This is a genomic window from Pollutimonas harenae (assembly GCF_004153685.1).
Classification (GTDB): domain Bacteria; phylum Pseudomonadota; class Gammaproteobacteria; order Burkholderiales; family Burkholderiaceae_B; genus Pusillimonas_C; species Pusillimonas_C harenae.
The window spans coordinates 57,766-73,719 of record NZ_SDQD01000002.1; the positions used below are offsets into that span (position 1 = coordinate 57,766).

Genomic DNA, 15,954 nt, shown 5'->3' on the forward strand with positions numbered 1-15,954 from the left:
GGAATCAGGGTTGCAGGTCGTGTGCCAGCAGCTTTTTACGTAGCGTGCTGCGGGTGATGCCCAGCATTTCGGCCGCCTTGGACTGGTTGCCGTGGGTTTGTTCAAGGGCAATTTGCAGTACTGGACGTTCGACGCAATTGACGACCATTGCCAGCAGATCGCGTGGCTGGGCTTCGTCGCCCAGGTCAGTGAAGTAGCGTTCGAGTTGGGCTCGTACTGATTGCTCCAGGGTGTTAGTTGTACTCATGATCCTTGGTGATGAAATTTTTGGGCTGACAGACGCTTGCGCATTCTGTCGCCCCGGCCATTATTGGCTCATTGGGTGGATGGCGATCAAACCATTGCGCAATGGCGCGGGTTTGTTCGCTGGTGCTGCTAATTGTATTGACCTGCGGCAAAAAACTCTGGGCATCGGGCAGGTCGGCAAGATACCAGCCTATATGCTTGCGGGCCGAGCGGACTCCGGTAAATTCGCCATAAAACTGGTAGTGGTCTTCCAGGTGGTCCAGCAGGCAGTCTCGCAATTCGCCATAGGTTGGGGGCGACAGATGGCTGCCATGGGCCAGATAATGACTTATTTCACGAAAAATCCAGGGCCTGCCCTGAGCCGCACGGCCGACCATGATGGCGTCGGCTTTTGTGTACTCTAGAACGAATTGGGCTTTTTCGGGACTATCGATATCCCCATTTGCAATAACGGGAATCTGTAGTGTCTGTTTTACCTCTCGTATCGTATCGTACTCTGCCTCACCTTGGTACAGGTCGCAGCGGGTGCGGCCGTGCAAGGTGATGGCGGCTATGCCGATATCTTGCGCCAGCCGGGCGATATGCACGGCATTGCGCGACTCGCGGTCCCATCCTGTGCGGGTCTTGAGTGTAACCGGAACGTCCCGTTGCCGACAGACGTCGACGACGCTGCGCAAAATACTTGCTACCTGTTTTTCATTGCGCAGCAATGCGGAGCCTGACGCTACATTACACACCTTTTTGACTGGACAGCCCATATTGATGTCGATAATACGGGCGCCTTTATCGATATTGAAGATGGCGGCCTCAGCCATCATGTCGGGGTCGGAGCCGGCTATCTGGACAGCGATTGGATCGATCTCGCCATCGTGATTCAGGCGCCGGGATGTTTTGACGCTATTCCAGAGCCGCGGGTTGCTGGCTGCCATTTCAGACACGGCATAACCCGCCCCCAGCATTTTGCATAATTTGCGGTAGGGGCGATCGGTGACTCCCGCCATGGGAGCGACGAAAACAGGGTTGGGAAGAGTCCAGGAGCCGATGCGCATCGAACGATTTTAACCCTCTCTGCAAAATCGGGGGCTTGCTGTCGACCTTGTTCGAGATGATTTACGGAGCAAGCTTTAGTTACGCAGGCCCTGAAGCAGGTGGCGTGCCAAGGGGGTGCGTAGGGGGGGGGCCAGGTCGAGCGCCAGCAGAGCCAAGCCACCAGCGTGCTCAATTAGCGGATTGCCTGTACTGAATATACGGGGCAAAAAATCAGTAATGCCGGCAGTCAGCCAGCGGTCGGGACGGCGCAGGCTGGCGAAACGTGCAAGCAAAGGTCTTGGGTCGGTATTGGTCTGTGCCAGCCATGGTGCCAGGGCTTGGCCAAGTTGGGCGGCATCGCGCAAGCCGAGGTTCAGACCCTGGCCAGCGACCGGATGCAGAGTCTGGGCGGCATTGCCAATCGCCACGCTGCGGTCATTGATCAGTGACGGGCCTGCGTGCATGCTTAAAGGAAAGACATGACGCGCACCTACGCACTGGAATCGACCCAGTCGTTCGCCAAACATCGCATTCAGTTCGATGGCGAATTCGGTGTCGGTCAGGCTTTGCAGGTGTCGGGCTTGTTCCGGAGCGCAGCACCATACGACACCGTACAGATTATTGCCCTGAGGGTGGGGTAGGATGGCCAGGGGCCCCTGGCGGGTAAAACGCTCGAAGGCCCAATGCTTTCTGGGTTGCGATGCCTGTACCGTGGCAAGGACGGCATGCTGCTTGTAATGTCGTTCTATGCCCTGGGGTTTGGCGCCATCAGACTGAATGGCCAGCGCACTGCTCAGCGTTGACCCATTTGCCTCGAAGGCGAGGTGGCCGGGTCTGCGCACTGGAGTGGTGGCGGATTCGAGCAGGGTGATGCCGCTGTGCTGCAGGCGTTGATGCAGGGTTTCCAGTAGGGCATCGTAAGCCACTACGCTGCCCAGCTGCGGTACGCCGAGCTCGTCATGCTTGATCAGCGTACGCCCCAGTCGGCCGCGTTGCGAAACATGGACGGTGTGGATGCTGGCAGATTCCGCAGGCCACCCATTGATCTGTTCCAGCAAGACGCGACTGCCATGATTCAAGGCCAAGGTACGTGGATCGACCGAGTCATCGGGTTTCGGGCTGGCCCGAAATTGCCGGCCCAGCAGCGCAATGCGCTCAGGCCTGGATGATTTGCCGGCCAGGATCAGCGCCAGTGCGCTGCCTGCCGGCCCTGCGCCGCTGATGACGATATCGTAGGTGGGCCTATCCATACGTTTTCCATGCTTGACTACAATATCCAAAATTGTAGGACTAATATCAATAGAACCGGAATTATGACTCAGAGCACGCTTGCTGTCCCAGTACGTCACCGTAGCAAGACGGCCGCCGCCTGGCTGGCCTTCCTGCTGGGTGTTTTTGGTGTGCATGCCTGGTATGTGGGGCGCACCTGGGCCTGGTTGTGGACTTCCTTTACCGTGCTTATGCTGGTGTTGGTGCAGTTTTACCCGGTGTGGTGGGATAACCCGCCATTTCTGGTGCTTATCGTACCCTGTGGCGCCGGGTTTATCGAGGCCTTGATCTTTGCCTTAAAGCCGGACGAGTGGTTCGATAAAAAATACAACACCGGTTCGGGCCGCACAACGCGCACCGGATGGGGGCCTGTCATTGCAGCTATTGCCACTACATTTGTGGGCGGTACGGTACTGATGTTCGGCCTGGCGCTGATCGTCATGCATGTTTATACCGCCATGGGCTGGCTGGATGGTTACGTGTATTGACCATCCCCCTGTTTTCAAACGAAATATACAAACGAGATAAGGGTTGTCCCTAGCTCGCTCTGAGGCTACAATGAAAGCTGTCAATTTTACAGGAGCCTCGTGGTGAATCCCGACCCCGGCGACAGTAACAGTCGATCTTGCATCGGCTATTTCTTCACCAGGTGCGTCTAAGCTAGCAAGCTCACCCAAGCTCCGCTTAAGCCACGCCCTGGTTCTTCCAAGGGCGTGGTAGTTTGTGAAATACTGACTCCATACAAACTCCCGCCATATTTAATGTAATGCGCAAACCGACTGTCGCAAGACACAGAGGTTTCCGGCGTCGCGCCAAGGGCGTGCGCATGCAGCAATGGGAGTTTTATGCGTCTTTTCAACTTGTTCTTGCGCCGCGCTGGCGTCCAGTCCGTACCCGTTCGCGTTCCCAGCTCCACTTCGCGGCTTACGGTAGTTTGCCCAAAAAATCAGCTTGCCGATGTGCGCAAGCAAATCTACTTGGGCTTCGAGGGTTCTGGTTTGCGTGTGGCAACCCTTATGGTTGACCACGCACTTACCCACGACATGGCCCGTACTTGTGTCACGGTTCATTGTCCGCCCGAACTTCGTCCTGTACTTATGTCGCAGGCCCGCCAGCTTAGCCAGTTTCCGGGCGTGCACAAGGTACAGTGGGGCGATCGGCGCCATATTGCTTTAAACTAGCCAGGTTCGCGCTTACAGAATTTTTTGTTCATGATAGTCCTTGATTGGCTGACGCCCTGGGAGTTTTCTCCTACATTGCTACTGATGTTTTTTGCGGGCGGTTGGCTTTTCCTCCGAGGCTGCCGCGTACATCGCGTCAGCTTTGCACGCCAGCTTTTCTTCTGGATCGGCGTAGCGTTTTTATATCTGTCGCTGCATACGCGTATCGACTATTACGCCGAGCGCATGTTTTTTATTCACCGTCTGCAGCATCTGGTTCTGCACCACTTGGGGCCCTTGCTGATCATGGGCGCCTACCCGGGCCAGGTATTGCGTGCTGGCTTGCCCATGCGGTGGCGGCTGCGTTTGCGCGATTTTCGTATCAGTACTCCTGGCAGAGTTCTGGAAGCCATCCTGACCAATAAAATCCTGGTACCCGTCCTGTTCGTTGTACTGGTGCTTGGTTTCCTGATCCCCTCGGTGCAGTTCTACTCCATGCTTGACTGGCGCTTGTACCGATTCATGAATTGGTCGGTGGTGATCAGTGGTTTCCTGTACTGGAATCTTATTCTGGATCGCCGTCCCAGCCCACCTGCCGTGATGTCGCCCGGGGGGCGAATTATTTCTCCGGTGCTGACCATGGTGCCGCAAATGGTGGCTGGTGCGGTCATTACATTCACTGAGTACGACTTATATCCCATCTTCGATTTATGCGGTCGGGCGATCCCGGGTATGACGGCCCTGACCGATCAGGCCATCGGTGGGCTTACCATGTGGGTGCTGGCTGGCTTTGTCGAGGTGTTTGGTCTACTGTTTGCGTTGGCCACTCTCATGCGCTTGTCTGCCAAAAACCGATTGCCCAATAAACGAGATATCGAGCGACGCAAGCAGGCGGTGGTTGCTACCGCCTCCTGATCTTCGCTTATTCGGACTGATGACTGCCACTCAAACTGCTTTCCGATTTCAGTTTCGCTCCCGCCTCCTATGTGCTGGGCTTATCACGCTAATGTGCTGGGGTGGACCGGCGTCCAGCCAGCCCGTAGGTATTCCCAGCATGGGTTCGGCATCTGCGGCCGAGCTTTCGCCTTCTCTTGAGCGTACGCTGGGTGACGCGATCATGGAGCAGGGGCGCCGAGACCCCACTTATATTGCCGATCCTGATGTCAGCCAGTATCTGACCGATCTGGGCCGGCGCCTGGCGGGTTTTGCACCTGGTGGAGCCAATCAGCGCATTACCATCTTTGGTGTGCGCGACCCGCAAATCAACGCTTTTGCCTTGCCTGGCGGCTATATAGGCGTCAATAGCGGTTTGCTGGTGTCAGCCCAGAATGAATCCGAATTGGCATCGGTGGTTGCTCATGAAATCGGACACGTTGTTCAGCGTCATATTGCGCGCGGCATGACGCAGAGGTCACAGAGCGGCAATGTAGTCATTGCCGCCCTGGCGGCGGCGTTGCTCGCAGCGCTGTCAGGTAGCGGTGATCTGGCGATGGGTGTGGCTGCTTTTGGCCAGGCGGCTGCCGTCGACCAGCAACTCGGTTTTTCCCGTCAGGCTGAACAAGAGGCAGATCGTGCCGGATTCGAAATGATGCGGAAAGCCGGCTTTGACCCGCGCGGCATGGTTCGTATGTTTGAGCGGCTGGGCAATGCTTCCCGGCTCAACGAGGGTTCTGGCGGTGGCTATACCAGCACTCACCCGCTCTCTATTCAGCGTATGTCCGATATTCAAAACCGCGTCGCCCGACTGCCGGCAACAGCGGTCCGCAGTTCTGACGCGTTCTGGTATATAAGGGCCAAGCTGAGCGTGCTGCAGGCGCGCAGTAGCACGCCTTTACGCAATGCGTTGGAAAAGCTCCGCCTAGATGCCAAGAATAAAACAGGCGTTGAGCAGTCGGCTGCCTGGTATGGCCTGGCATATGCCGCCTGGCAAAAGAAAGATTTGGCCGGTGCTCAACAGGCCTTGTCACGAGCGCAGCAACAAGGAAGAAATAGTCCTGAAATAGCTGGTCTGGCAGTGGCCCTGGCTTTGGATCAGGGCGATCAGACACAGGCTTTGTCCTTGTCGCAATCAGCCTGGGCGCGCTGGCCTGACAGCCAGGTAGTGGCTCTCGCACGGATCGAAGCCTTACAGAAAACCGGCCAGGATGCACAAGCTGTCGAACTGCTTGCCCAACTCACCCGGAAATGGCCTGATGTGCCGCGCATGCATCAATTACAGGCGCAAAGCTATGAGCGCTTGGATCGGCATGTCGAAGCGCGGCGTGCCATGGCCAACTACTACGAGCTGACCGGGGCTCTGCCTTCGGCAGTAGCGCAGCTCGAGCAAGCCCGCAGCATGTCAAAAGATTTTTATGTGCAGTCCGAGCTGGATGTTCAGATACGCACGCTGAAAGACCGGTTGCAATCAGACCGGCAACTGCTCGAGCGTTTCAAGTCCTAAGGCTGCACTGCATGGTTGCCAGTGCTTATCGAGCAGGTGGCTACGTACCGTTGTCGAAAAAACGTGCGAGTCGGGCAGGCAGCCAGCCTATATGGCCTGGAATGGGTCCGGTCACAAAGGCGGCATGGCCGCCCTCGGCAGGCTGGTGCAGCATGACGCTGGATGAGCAGTCATGCGAACCCGGCAATGAAGGGGCCGGTACAAAAGGATCGTTGCGCGCATTCAGCACCAGGGTTGGAACAGTGATGGACTTGAGTTGAGGTTTGCTTGAGGCCCGCGTCCAGTAGTCGAGGGCATTCTTGTAGCCATGCATGGGGGCTGTGTATAGGGTGTCAAACTCGCGCAGTGTCTTGCACTGACTTAACCTGAAGACATCGATATTGCCTGGAAAGCGTTTTGCTTTCTCGCTGATCTTGGCTTTCATGGTTTTCAGGAAGTAGGGGGTATATAGACGCCGGCCGATGGTGGTATCGGACAGCTGTGTGCCGCATGCAAGTAAATCCATGGGCACCGACACTGCCGCGCTTGATGATAGCCATGAGGTACTGTCGTGATGCTCGCCCAGATATTTGAGCATGGCGTTGCCACCCAGCGAAACGCCTACGGCATGCCAGCGTGCATGTGGCAGGCGCTGCCGCACCGTTGTCAGCATGAATTCGATATCGGCGGTGTCGCCCGAATAATAGGCTCGTGCCATGCGGTTGGGAAAACCGGAGCAACTACGAAAATGCCCAATGACGACGACCCAGCCACGCGCCCTGAAGTATTGCGCGATGGCTTGTGCGTAGTGACTGTGGCTGCTGCCTTCGAGGCCGTGAAATAAGATCAGCGCCGGCGTGCCGGGAGTGGCCGGTAATGTGTTCCAGTCGTCGTCCTGTAACCAGCGATGGGCCGCGGTTTTGTGCAGGGCCTGATCTATTTGTGTCGGCTGACCATTGGCCAGACGGTCTGAAAACAGGCCCGGGCCGGTCCAGTCGAAATCCAGGAAATCGCCATCGGGTGTATTGACGCGTTCACGTACGAATGCGATACGGTGGTAGCGTGCCATCAGGACGCCGTACACAGTTTGCACATGTCCACCGGGCAACCAGGCAGGACTGGGACAAGGAGAGGTATCTATCTGTGCTGTCACAACCTGCCTTCAGTGCAGCGTGTCTGGCCGATCCTGCAAATCGAATAAATCGATTTCCTGCGGCGCATGGGAAGCGTGATGCAAGACCATTTTCCAGCCTGATCGGCCTTTGTGGAAGATATTGGTGGTATAGCAGTGAGCTGACTGGCTGCCTTGAGCAGTGCTGACGGTCAGTTGTTCGATCAGGACATGAGTGGAACTCATGACGCTGGTCATGATCATGGGCTGTATGGGCTGAATATTGACAGGACCGTTCGCAAAGATTTGTTGCCAGGCGCTTTGCAGGGCGTTGTGACCTATGGTCCGCATTCCGCCAGGGTGTATGCAGACGACTTCTTCGTCATCAGCCCAAACCCGCATCATCAGGGCAAGATCGGCTTGTCGCAGCGCTTCGTAAAACGCCTGTTCGGCCTCTTGTGGTGTGGTGAACATAGAAACTGGAATCCGGAAGAAGTAGCGGGGTGGCTGCGAATGCGCCTAAGCGTGTCAGTGTCCGTGTACTTTTTCGCCGTCTTTGAGTTGGTAGGCGGCACCGCAGTAGGGGCACAATGCCTTGCCTGTTTTGACCACTTCTATATATACACGCGGATGCATGCTCCAGAGCGGTGCATGGGGGCCGGGGCAGTACAGCGGCAAGTCGTGGGCTTGCACGAAAATGGTTTCGTCTTTGGGAACGGCGGTTTTTGGGGTACTGCTCATGGGGGATCCTAGTAGATAAGTGTAATCAGATGGGTATAAGGTACGCGTGAATAGCTTATACCTTGCTTAGCCAGTGATGGTATTTGGAATTTTTGCCATTCACGACATCAAAAAATGCCTTTTGCAGCTTTTCAGTGATGGGGCCGCGACTGCCTTGTCCGATGACGCGACGATCGACTTCACGTATGGGCGTAACTTCGGCGGCGGTTCCGGTAAAAAAGGCCTCGTCAGCGATATATAGGTCGTCTCGGGTCAGGCGTTTGGTAAGCATAGGTATGCCCAGGTCGGTGGCCAGCGCGTGGATGGTCGATCGAGTGATGCCGGTAAGAGCCGAGGCGATCTCGGGTTCGTGTAGAACACCGTCTTTGACGATAAAGATATTTTCGCCCGAGCCCTCGGCTACAAAGCCGTCGGTGTCGAGCAAGATAGCCTCATCGTAACCGTGGTCCAGTGCTTCCGCATTGGCAATGATGGAGTTGGCATACGTGCTGGCGACCTTGGCGCGAGGCATCGTCACGTTGACATGCTGACGGGCGTAGGACGAAATTTTTACGCGTATGCCTTGCTGCAAGGCTTCTTCGCCCAGGTAGGCGCCCCAGGGCCAGGCGGCAATAGCCACGTGAACCGTGGCGCCTTTGGGTGAAACGCCCATTTTTTCGGAGCCGTAGAAGACCAGGGGACGGATGTAGCAGGACTCCAGCTCGTTTTGGCGTACAACATCCAACTGTGCTGCGTTGATGGTTTCCTGGTCGTAGGGAATGCCCATTTGGTAGATGTGGGCCGAATTGAACAGGCGCCGAGTGTGATCTTGCAAGCGAAAAATCGCCGTGCCGATGTCGGTGTGGTAGGCGCGTACGCCCTCGAAGACGGCCAGGCCATAATGCAGGGAGTGGGTCAGCACATGAGTGGTGGCATCGCGCCACGGCACCATCTTGCCGTCGTACCAGATTAGGCCATCGCGATCAGACATAGACATAGCGCTCTCCCAAAGATGAGGCTCGATTGTACCAAGCGCGGGAAGCTTACAATAGCCGTTTTTCGTTTAAGGTCAGAATGTCGTGAGTGAGTCCAGGTTCGCTTCTTGGCACCTCGATGCCAGCAAGAAGCAAAGCATTCGGGCTGGCCTGGTTGATGTCTTGCCCGCATTGGTAGCCACCGCTACATGGGGGTTCGTTACCGGAATCGCCTTGATCAAATCAGGCCTGACCGACAGCATGGCCACCTTGATGACGCTCATGGTCTATGCTGGTTCGGCTCAACTGACTTCGTTGCCTTTGCTGGAATCCTCCGCGCCCTTGTGGCTGATTTTTGCCGCAGGAACGGTGGTCAACATACGTTTTATTATTTTCGCTGCGGCATTGCAGCCCTTTTTTCGTCATCTTTCCTGGTGCAAGCGTCTGTTCCTGGGGTATCTGACCACCGATTTTTCATTTGTGCTGTTCATGTCCCGCTATGGCGACAGCCGGACCCGCGGAACATCCGATCAGCTATGGTATCTCCTGGCAGTCATCATACCCGGCTGGATCACCTGGAATCTTTCCTCTTTGTTGGGTATTTATCTCGGATCCCTGGTGCCAGCCAGCTGGTCGCTCGAGTTTGCCGCCATATTGGCCTTGATGGCTATTGTGATTCCCTTGGTCAAGACGCGGCCCATGGTCATGTGCCTATTGGTAGCGGGTGTGATCGCCTGGGTGGGCCAGCCCCTGCCCCTGCGGCTGGGCCTGGCTGCCGCAGTGGTAGGAGGTGTAACCGCCGGCGTGCTGACTGAGCGCCGGATGTCGGTTCAAGCGAGTATGACGCGATGACGGGAAATCTTGAATACGACCTGTATATTCTGGGTGGCATCGTCCTGCTGACGCTATGCAGTTTTCTGACGCGTTCAGGCTACTTTCTGTTCGGTGAGCATATTCCCCTGACTGACTCGGTGCGCAGCGCACTGCGGTATGCCCCGACCGCTGCGCTGGTTGGTATTCTGGTTCCCGAGCTGCTGCCCTGGACCGAAGCAGGCCCAGTGGCGGATATCCGGATTTTGGCAGTCATTGCCGCCGTCCTGGTGTTCTGGCGTACCCGCAGCACGGTAATGGTGATCGTGGGCGGAATGGTTGCCTACTGGATACTGAAAGCCGTCCAAAATGTATACTTTTAACGACATTTCTCGGTTTTTATTGGGACTTTCAGGCGTTGTGCATCGCCAAGTCATGATGTAAGCGCATGCTGCGTTAAAATACCCGGGTTATAACGCAAGTGAGCTGCTTGCTTGTTCAAGCAGCACGCCAGGTGCAAGATACTCTCGCCCCGGGCATTAACCTTCTTCAATGACTGACACTACACACACCGATACCCCAGCCCCTACTTTTTCCGACTTCGGACTGCATCCCAGCATTTTGCAAGCGGTTGCCGAAACCGGATACACCACGCCTACGCCTATTCAGGCCCAGGCCATGCCTATGGTCATGGATGGCCGTGATGTCATGGGGGCGGCACAAACCGGAACAGGCAAGACAGCGGCTTTTACGCTGCCCATACTTCATAGGCTGATGCAGTTCGCCAATACCAGCGCATCGCCGGCCCGTCATCCGGTTCGAGCCTTGATTCTCACGCCCACTCGCGAGTTGGCCGATCAGGTGGCGGACAGTGTCACGACTTATGCCAAATTTACCCCGCTGCGTTCCACCGTAGTATTTGGAGGGGTCGATATCGGACCACAGCGCGATGCCTTGCGCAGGGGATGCGAAATCCTCATTGCCACGCCAGGCCGCTTGCTGGATCACGTCGAGCAAAAAAACGTCAACCTGAGCCAAGTGGGCATACTGGTGCTCGATGAAGCCGATCGCATGCTCGATATGGGGTTCTTGCCTGATCTTGATCGCATCGTTCGGCTGCTGCCCGCCAAGCGCCAGGGCTTGCTGTTTTCAGCGACCTTCAGCAATGAAATTCGCAAGCTGGGGCGTAGCTATCTGAGCAATCCTGCAGAAATTGAAGTAGCAGCCCGTAATGCAACAGCCGACACCGTAACGCAAATTGCCTATCCGCTTGCGGGTAGCGACAAGCGTGCAGCGGTTGTGCATTTGGTCAAGTCACGAGGTTTCAATCAGGTGATCGTCTTCTCGAACACCAAGATTGGTACCAGCCGCTTGGCTCGCGAACTTGTGCGTGACGGTGTCAAGGCCGAATCGATACATGGCGACAAAAGCCAGCTTGATCGCATGAAGGCGCTGGATGCCTTCAAGGCCGGAGAGCTTGAGGTGCTGGTCGCCACCGATGTGGCTGCTCGTGGTCTTGATGTGGCCGGCGTACCGTGCGTGATCAACTATGATCTTCCCTACAACGCAGAAGATTACGTTCACCGTATAGGCCGTACAGGACGCGCGGGAAATACCGGTGAAGCCATCGCATTTTTCACGCCCGAAGAGGAACGGTATCTGCTTGATATCGAAAAACTCATCAAGACCAAGATTCCGCGCGGCCAGCTTGCGCTGTCACCGTCTTCACGCCGGAGCCCAAGCGGTCGAGGTGATCGTCGCGGCTATGTCAGCAGCGCTGCACCCTCCAAGCCCGTAGACGAGTTCTTCTATAAGCCCTATGTGCCCGCGCCCAACGCAGGCGAGACAGAGGCATCACGGCGGGCCAAGCCTGCCGCGCCAGCCAGCAAGAAGTCGGTGGGTATTTTGCTGGGCGGGCGTTAATCCGCTTAGTACCGGAATCGTACCGCTTAAGCGCCGTCCAACAAGTCAGGCAGAGCCCCCGGGCTCGGTTCAATCAGGGGCGAGTGCTCATCCAGACTGCCTATCAGACGTTCAAGATGACTGATGTGGGGGAGCAATGTTCCAAAAAACAAGCTGCCTCGCCGATCTTGTATCAGCAAGGTTGGAAAATTTTCTACATCTTCATCGCCAAGCAGCTCTGGATTTTCTTCAATATCTACCCATATGAAGGTGTGCTGGGGCAGTTTGCCGGCCAGGGCATTGAAGCCAGGCCGGTATTCTGTGCAAGTATCGCACCATGCGGCGCAATAACACACTACGGCCAGACCCTCTTGCTCGCGCAAGCGGGATGCCAGGGCAGACATATTATGTTGGGCTTCGAATACTTGCATAAAAGACAAATAGGATCGGGTTTGACTATGATAGTTGTATCGTTGATTTGAGGTTGCAGTGATGAACCAAACTAATCTAGCTGTGCGTGCTGTGCCGGCGAATGGCCTTGCCACCGTCGGCCTTGCATTTAAGCGGGCGCTGGTGTCACAGTGTCATCCCAAAATGCTGCTGGCTCTGTTCCTGCCGTTTTTGATTGCCTTGTTCGGCGCCATTATATTGCTTTGGGCGTTTTGGGAGCCCCTCACTTCATGGCTGACCTTACAGGCATCGGAATGGGGCTTTATAAACCAGGTTGATCAATGGATGCTGGCCATAGGGTTGTTTTCCATCAAACTCTATTTGGTGCCGCTGCTGGCCGTCGGCATCTTGTTGCCTATTTCAGGCATTTTGGGCCTGGTCATTGCCGCCGTCTTTGTCATGCCCATAGTCTTGCGTCACCTCGAAAAAAGTGAGTATCAAGGGGTATCGCGTCAGGGCCGCTATTCCACTGCGGTGGGTGCCTGGAACGCTGTCTGGGTGGGCTGTATCTTTGCCATTGGATGGCTGTTGACCATGCCTTTATGGCTGATTCCTCCCTTTGCCGTGCTGCTGCCTATTTTTTGGTGGGCTTTTGCCTTTACGCGCATGCTCAGGGTTGACGCCACCATCGAGCACGCCAGCACCCAAGAGCGCCGGCTATTGTGGCGCCGGCATAATCGTCAGTGGTGGCTGATTGGCTTCATTCTTGCTCTGATCAATCTTTTTCCGCCAGCCTGGCTATTCCTGCCTGTTTTTTCAGCGCTGGTCTTTGCGCATTTTGGCCTGGAATCCTTAAGGCAACTTCGTGCACAAACTGTTATTGATACCTGATATCTGCCCCACCGTGATGAGGATTGTCCCACTATGACTACTGACATACAGAAGAAGGGAACCCGCAACATCCGCATGCTGATTATTGGCGACGAAATATTGTCAGGAAGGCGCCAGGACAAGCATTTTGACAAGCTGATCGAGTTGTTGTCGCAGCGCGGCATGCAACTGTCGGGTGCAGAATTTGTTTCTGATGAGCGTGATGCTATTGCTGCTGCGTTGGTTCGCAGCTTCAGTACCGACGATATTGTCTTTTCCTGCGGTGGTATCGGTGCAACGCCCGATGACCAAACCCGTCAGGCAGTGGCGCAGGCGCTTGGGGTAGATCTGGCTTTGCATCCTGAGGCTGAACGGCTGATTGCTGAACGGTGTGCTGATAATGAGCGGCGCGGCCAGGGTAGCGCCGATATGAGTCTGCCGGAAAATCAGCAGCGCCTGCAAATGGGTGTGTTTCCATTGGGCGCTGAAATCGTCCCCAATTCCTATAACAAGATACCTGGGTTTTTCATTAGGGATCATACGTTTATGCCGGGCTTTCCCGTCATGGCCTGGCCCATGATGGAATGGACGCTCGATACTCGCTATCGTCATCTGCAGCATCAATCCATGCGTGTCGAACATTCGTTTTTGGTGTTCAAGCTGCCAGAGTCGCGCATTACTCCGGCCCTCGAGGAAATCGAACGACGTTGGCCCGGGGTCAGGGCGTTCAGCCTGCCCAGCATGGGCGGGACCGGTCAGCCGCATATTGACCTTGGGGTCAAGGGAGAGCCCGAAGCGGCGGCCGAGGCACTGGCATTTCTCCGGGCCGAAGTGGCGAAAGTGGGTGGTGAACTGAGCCCCGTCTGAAAATAACTCTTGCCAGGATGTGGGTTTTTTTCATATTATGGGATTGTTGCGTTGCGTCAAAATAAGACTATGCCACGATCTTCCTTACTAACCTCGTCATTGAGTGGTTCTTCGTCCATTCATGGCTCTTCCATTACCATACAGGTGCTCGAGCGCGCGATGCGTTTGCTCGATGTACTCGCTCAGCAATCCGATCCCGTCGCACTGAAAGACCTGGCTGCTGCCACTGGCTTGCATACCTCGACGACACATCGAATACTGAATGACCTGGTTGTAGGCCGGTACGTGGAGCGGGTCGATAGCGGCCAGTATCAGTTGGGTATGCGTTTGCTTGAGCTGGGTTCGTTGGTAAAAGGCCGGCTCAATGTGCGTGAGGTAGCGCTGGAGCCTATGCGTGAGTTGCATAAGCTCACAGGCCAGACGATCAACCTGTCATTGCAGCAGGGTGATGAAATCGTCTACATCGAGCGAGCCTGGAGCGAGCGCTCGGGCATGCAGGTTGTGCGGGCGATCGGAGGGCGGGCGCCTCTGCATCTGACTTCCACTGGCAAGCTATTCCTGTCGGTCAGCGACCCCCGGCAAGTCAGAGCGTATGTCATGCGCACCGGCCTGGCAGGCACAACACGCAACAGCATTACAGAAGCCGAGCAACTTGATCGCGATTTGGCATTGGTGCGGCGTCACGGCTATTCGCGCGATAACGAAGAACTGGAGTTGGGCGTGCGCTGTATTGCCGCGGGTGTCTATGACGATACAGGCAAGATGCAGGCAGGTTTATCAATATCTGCTCCCGCCGAACGCATGCGGGACGAATGGATACCCGTACTGCTGCGCACTGCAGCACAGATATCCGAAGCACTGGGCTACGAGGCTGCCCAATAAAAAAAGCGCCTGCAAAAGCAGGCGCGGGGTATGCGAGTACTGCGAATGCCCTCTTATTGGGCTTCTATGCCCGCTTTCTTGAACAGTTCGGCCCACTGAGGAACTTGCTGCTCTACCTTTTTGGTCAGGGCTGCTGAGTTGGCTTGGTCGGTCAGAACGGTAGCGCCCAGGCCAGCCATGCGCTTCTGGAAGTCTTCAGAGGCCAGGCCGGCTTGCAGTGCTGCAGTCAGCTTGTCTGTAACGGGCTTGGGTGTGCCCTTGGGCGCCCACATGCCGTGCCAGATACCCACTTCAAAGCCATCGTAGCCAGATTCCTGCATGGTGGGCAGGTCGGGCAGTGTAGGAACACGCTGCTTGCTGGTGACCGCATAAGCTTTGACCGTGCCAGCCTTGATGTGCTGGGTGGTGTTGGTGGTTTGATCGCACAACACGTCAACTTGCTTGCCCAGCAAGTCATTCATGGCTGGGCCGGTGCCCTTATAGGGAATGGTCAGGAGATCGACACCAATGGCGTTGGTGAACATGGTGCCACAAAGGTGGCTGGCGGCGCCAATGCCAGCGTTGGCCAGCGATACCTTGTCTTTATTGGCTTTCAGGTATTCGACCAGTTCCTGGATGTTGTTGGGTGGAAAGTCGGCACGTGCAATGATGGTCATGGGCACGTCAACTACCAGTCCGATGGGCTCGAAGCTGGTTTTAGGATCGTAGCCAGGGTTTTTATACAGGGATGGTGCGGTTGAGAAGCCAATATGCATCAGCAGGGCACTATAGCCGTCTGGTTTTGCGCGGGCGACCTGACTGGTGCCGATGGTACCGCCAGCACCCGCCTTGTTTTCGACAACGATAGTTTGGCCCAACGCAGGCCGCATGGCTTCTGCCAGGGAGCGTGCAACGTTGTCGGTGGGGCCGCCTGCAGAAAATGGCACGATCATGTTGACGGCATGATCGGGGTAATCGGCTGCCTGGGCTGCGCCTGCGCTAAGCAATGTGCTTGCGAACAGGACGGCACCAAGTTTCGGTGTATGGGACTTCATCTAGACTCCAAGTGTTTTTGTAACAAAACAGAAAACTATTCGTGCAATGATGTAAGCATCAAGACGAGGGGCATGAATACTGGGGGAAAAAGTATTTTTTGTCGCCTAGGTTAATCCCTATTTTTTAAGCAAGTAGCAGGCATGGGCATTAGCAACAGCCACTATTATTGTTGTTGCAATGCAGCAAAATATGCTTGACATGCTTGTTTGTTAAGGTAGAATAGATTTTGTGCGATGCAGCAAGGAAGGTTTTCACACAAGTTAGGTGATT

Annotated in this window: 19 protein-coding genes; 10 read left to right on the top strand and 9 right to left on the bottom strand. The window is 55.7% G+C overall.

The window, feature by feature from the left end; genetic code table 11:
* Positions 1 to 4: 4 nt before the first annotated feature.
* The 3 genes from ERD84_RS07050 to ERD84_RS07060 form a co-directional block, all read right to left on the bottom strand.
* Positions 5 to 247 carry a helix-turn-helix domain-containing protein gene (locus ERD84_RS07050; RefSeq protein ID WP_130038948.1) on the bottom strand — a complete coding sequence of 81 codons (243 nt, stop codon included), beginning with the start codon at positions 245 to 247 and terminating at the stop codon, positions 5 to 7.
* On the bottom strand, positions 234 to 1,295 hold the full coding sequence (gene dusB / locus ERD84_RS07055) for a tRNA dihydrouridine synthase DusB (protein WP_130038949.1): 1,062 nt from the start codon (positions 1,293 to 1,295) through the stop codon (positions 234 to 236). Before dusB ends, ERD84_RS07050 begins: the two co-directional genes overlap by 14 nt.
* Positions 1,296 to 1,370: 75 nt before the next feature.
* Positions 1,371 to 2,525: an FAD-dependent monooxygenase gene (locus ERD84_RS07060; RefSeq protein ID WP_130038950.1), complete on the bottom strand. Its 1,155-nt coding sequence runs from the start codon at positions 2,523 to 2,525 to the stop codon at positions 1,371 to 1,373.
* Positions 2,526 to 2,588: 63 nt separating this feature from the next.
* Here ERD84_RS07060 and ERD84_RS07065 point away from each other — a divergent pair, with 63 nt between their 5' ends.
* From ERD84_RS07065 to ERD84_RS07080, 4 genes are all read left to right on the top strand, one after another.
* Positions 2,589 to 3,032 (top strand): NINE protein, encoded by a 444-nt coding sequence (locus tag ERD84_RS07065; RefSeq protein WP_130038951.1) that lies wholly within the window; start codon positions 2,589 to 2,591, stop codon positions 3,030 to 3,032.
* A 357-nt stretch (positions 3,033 to 3,389) separates the two neighbouring features.
* The gene (locus ERD84_RS07070; protein WP_130038952.1) at positions 3,390 to 3,725 is read left to right on the top strand and encodes a hypothetical protein; all 336 of its coding nucleotides are present in this window, start codon (positions 3,390 to 3,392) and stop codon (positions 3,723 to 3,725) included.
* 30 nt (positions 3,726 to 3,755) lie between these two features.
* Entirely contained in the window at positions 3,756 to 4,619 is an 864-nt protein-coding gene (locus tag ERD84_RS07075) for a cytochrome c oxidase assembly protein (RefSeq protein ID WP_130038953.1), read from the top strand.
* A gap of 19 nt (positions 4,620 to 4,638) precedes the next feature.
* Positions 4,639 to 6,144: a M48 family metalloprotease gene (locus ERD84_RS07080; RefSeq protein WP_371743155.1), complete on the top strand. Its 1,506-nt coding sequence runs from the start codon at positions 4,639 to 4,641 to the stop codon at positions 6,142 to 6,144.
* Between the two features lie 40 nt (positions 6,145 to 6,184).
* Here ERD84_RS07080 and ERD84_RS07085 read toward each other — a convergent pair whose 3' ends face one another.
* The 4 genes from ERD84_RS07085 to ERD84_RS07100 are packed head-to-tail and all read right to left on the bottom strand — an operon-like array spanning position 6,185 to position 8,951.
* A complete protein-coding gene (locus ERD84_RS07085) occupies positions 6,185 to 7,276 on the bottom strand; it encodes a YheT family hydrolase (protein ID WP_130038955.1) in 1,092 nt (363 codons plus the stop codon).
* Positions 7,277 to 7,285: 9 nt separating this feature from the next.
* A complete protein-coding gene (locus ERD84_RS07090; RefSeq protein WP_130038956.1) occupies positions 7,286 to 7,708 on the bottom strand; it encodes a YybH family protein in 423 nt (140 codons plus the stop codon).
* Between the two features lie 54 nt (positions 7,709 to 7,762).
* A complete protein-coding gene (locus ERD84_RS07095) occupies positions 7,763 to 7,975 on the bottom strand; it encodes a zinc-finger domain-containing protein (protein ID WP_130038957.1) in 213 nt (70 codons plus the stop codon).
* A 55-nt stretch (positions 7,976 to 8,030) separates the two neighbouring features.
* Positions 8,031 to 8,951 carry a branched-chain amino acid transaminase gene (locus ERD84_RS07100; RefSeq protein WP_130038958.1) on the bottom strand — a complete coding sequence of 307 codons (921 nt, stop codon included), beginning with the start codon at positions 8,949 to 8,951 and terminating at the stop codon, positions 8,031 to 8,033.
* 82 nt (positions 8,952 to 9,033) lie between these two features.
* On the opposite strand from ERD84_RS07100, the gene ERD84_RS07105 reads away from it, so the two are divergent.
* From ERD84_RS07105 to ERD84_RS07115, 3 genes are all read left to right on the top strand, one after another.
* The gene (locus tag ERD84_RS07105; RefSeq protein ID WP_130038959.1) at positions 9,034 to 9,780 is read left to right on the top strand and encodes an AzlC family ABC transporter permease; all 747 of its coding nucleotides are present in this window, start codon (positions 9,034 to 9,036) and stop codon (positions 9,778 to 9,780) included.
* Positions 9,777 to 10,121 carry an AzlD domain-containing protein gene (locus ERD84_RS07110; protein ID WP_130038960.1) on the top strand — a complete coding sequence of 115 codons (345 nt, stop codon included), beginning with the start codon at positions 9,777 to 9,779 and terminating at the stop codon, positions 10,119 to 10,121. The genes ERD84_RS07105 and ERD84_RS07110 overlap by 4 nt, the downstream gene beginning before the upstream one ends.
* Before the next feature lie 169 nt (positions 10,122 to 10,290).
* The gene (locus tag ERD84_RS07115; protein ID WP_130038961.1) at positions 10,291 to 11,661 is read left to right on the top strand and encodes a DEAD/DEAH box helicase; all 1,371 of its coding nucleotides are present in this window, start codon (positions 10,291 to 10,293) and stop codon (positions 11,659 to 11,661) included.
* Positions 11,662 to 11,687: 26 nt separating this feature from the next.
* On the opposite strand, the gene ERD84_RS07120 is transcribed toward ERD84_RS07115, so the two are convergent.
* A complete protein-coding gene (locus ERD84_RS07120; RefSeq protein ID WP_245150638.1) occupies positions 11,688 to 12,044 on the bottom strand; it encodes a thioredoxin family protein in 357 nt (118 codons plus the stop codon).
* 88 nt (positions 12,045 to 12,132) lie between these two features.
* Here ERD84_RS07120 and ERD84_RS07125 point away from each other — a divergent pair, with 88 nt between their 5' ends.
* The 3 genes from ERD84_RS07125 (at position 12,133) to ERD84_RS07135 (ending at position 14,649) form a co-directional block, all read left to right on the top strand.
* On the top strand, positions 12,133 to 12,921 hold the full coding sequence (locus ERD84_RS07125) for an EI24 domain-containing protein (RefSeq protein ID WP_130038963.1): 789 nt from the start codon (positions 12,133 to 12,135) through the stop codon (positions 12,919 to 12,921).
* Between the two features lie 33 nt (positions 12,922 to 12,954).
* Positions 12,955 to 13,767 carry a competence/damage-inducible protein A gene (locus tag ERD84_RS07130; RefSeq protein ID WP_130038964.1) on the top strand — a complete coding sequence of 271 codons (813 nt, stop codon included), beginning with the start codon at positions 12,955 to 12,957 and terminating at the stop codon, positions 13,765 to 13,767.
* Between the two features lie 69 nt (positions 13,768 to 13,836).
* Complete coding sequence (locus tag ERD84_RS07135) at positions 13,837 to 14,649, top strand: IclR family transcriptional regulator (RefSeq protein ID WP_180001927.1); 813 nt, start codon at positions 13,837 to 13,839, stop codon at positions 14,647 to 14,649.
* Between the two features lie 53 nt (positions 14,650 to 14,702).
* Here ERD84_RS07135 and ERD84_RS07140 read toward each other — a convergent pair whose 3' ends face one another.
* Positions 14,703 to 15,683 carry a tripartite tricarboxylate transporter substrate binding protein BugD gene (locus tag ERD84_RS07140; RefSeq protein WP_130038965.1) on the bottom strand — a complete coding sequence of 327 codons (981 nt, stop codon included), beginning with the start codon at positions 15,681 to 15,683 and terminating at the stop codon, positions 14,703 to 14,705.
* Positions 15,684 to 15,954: the final 271 nt, after the last annotated feature.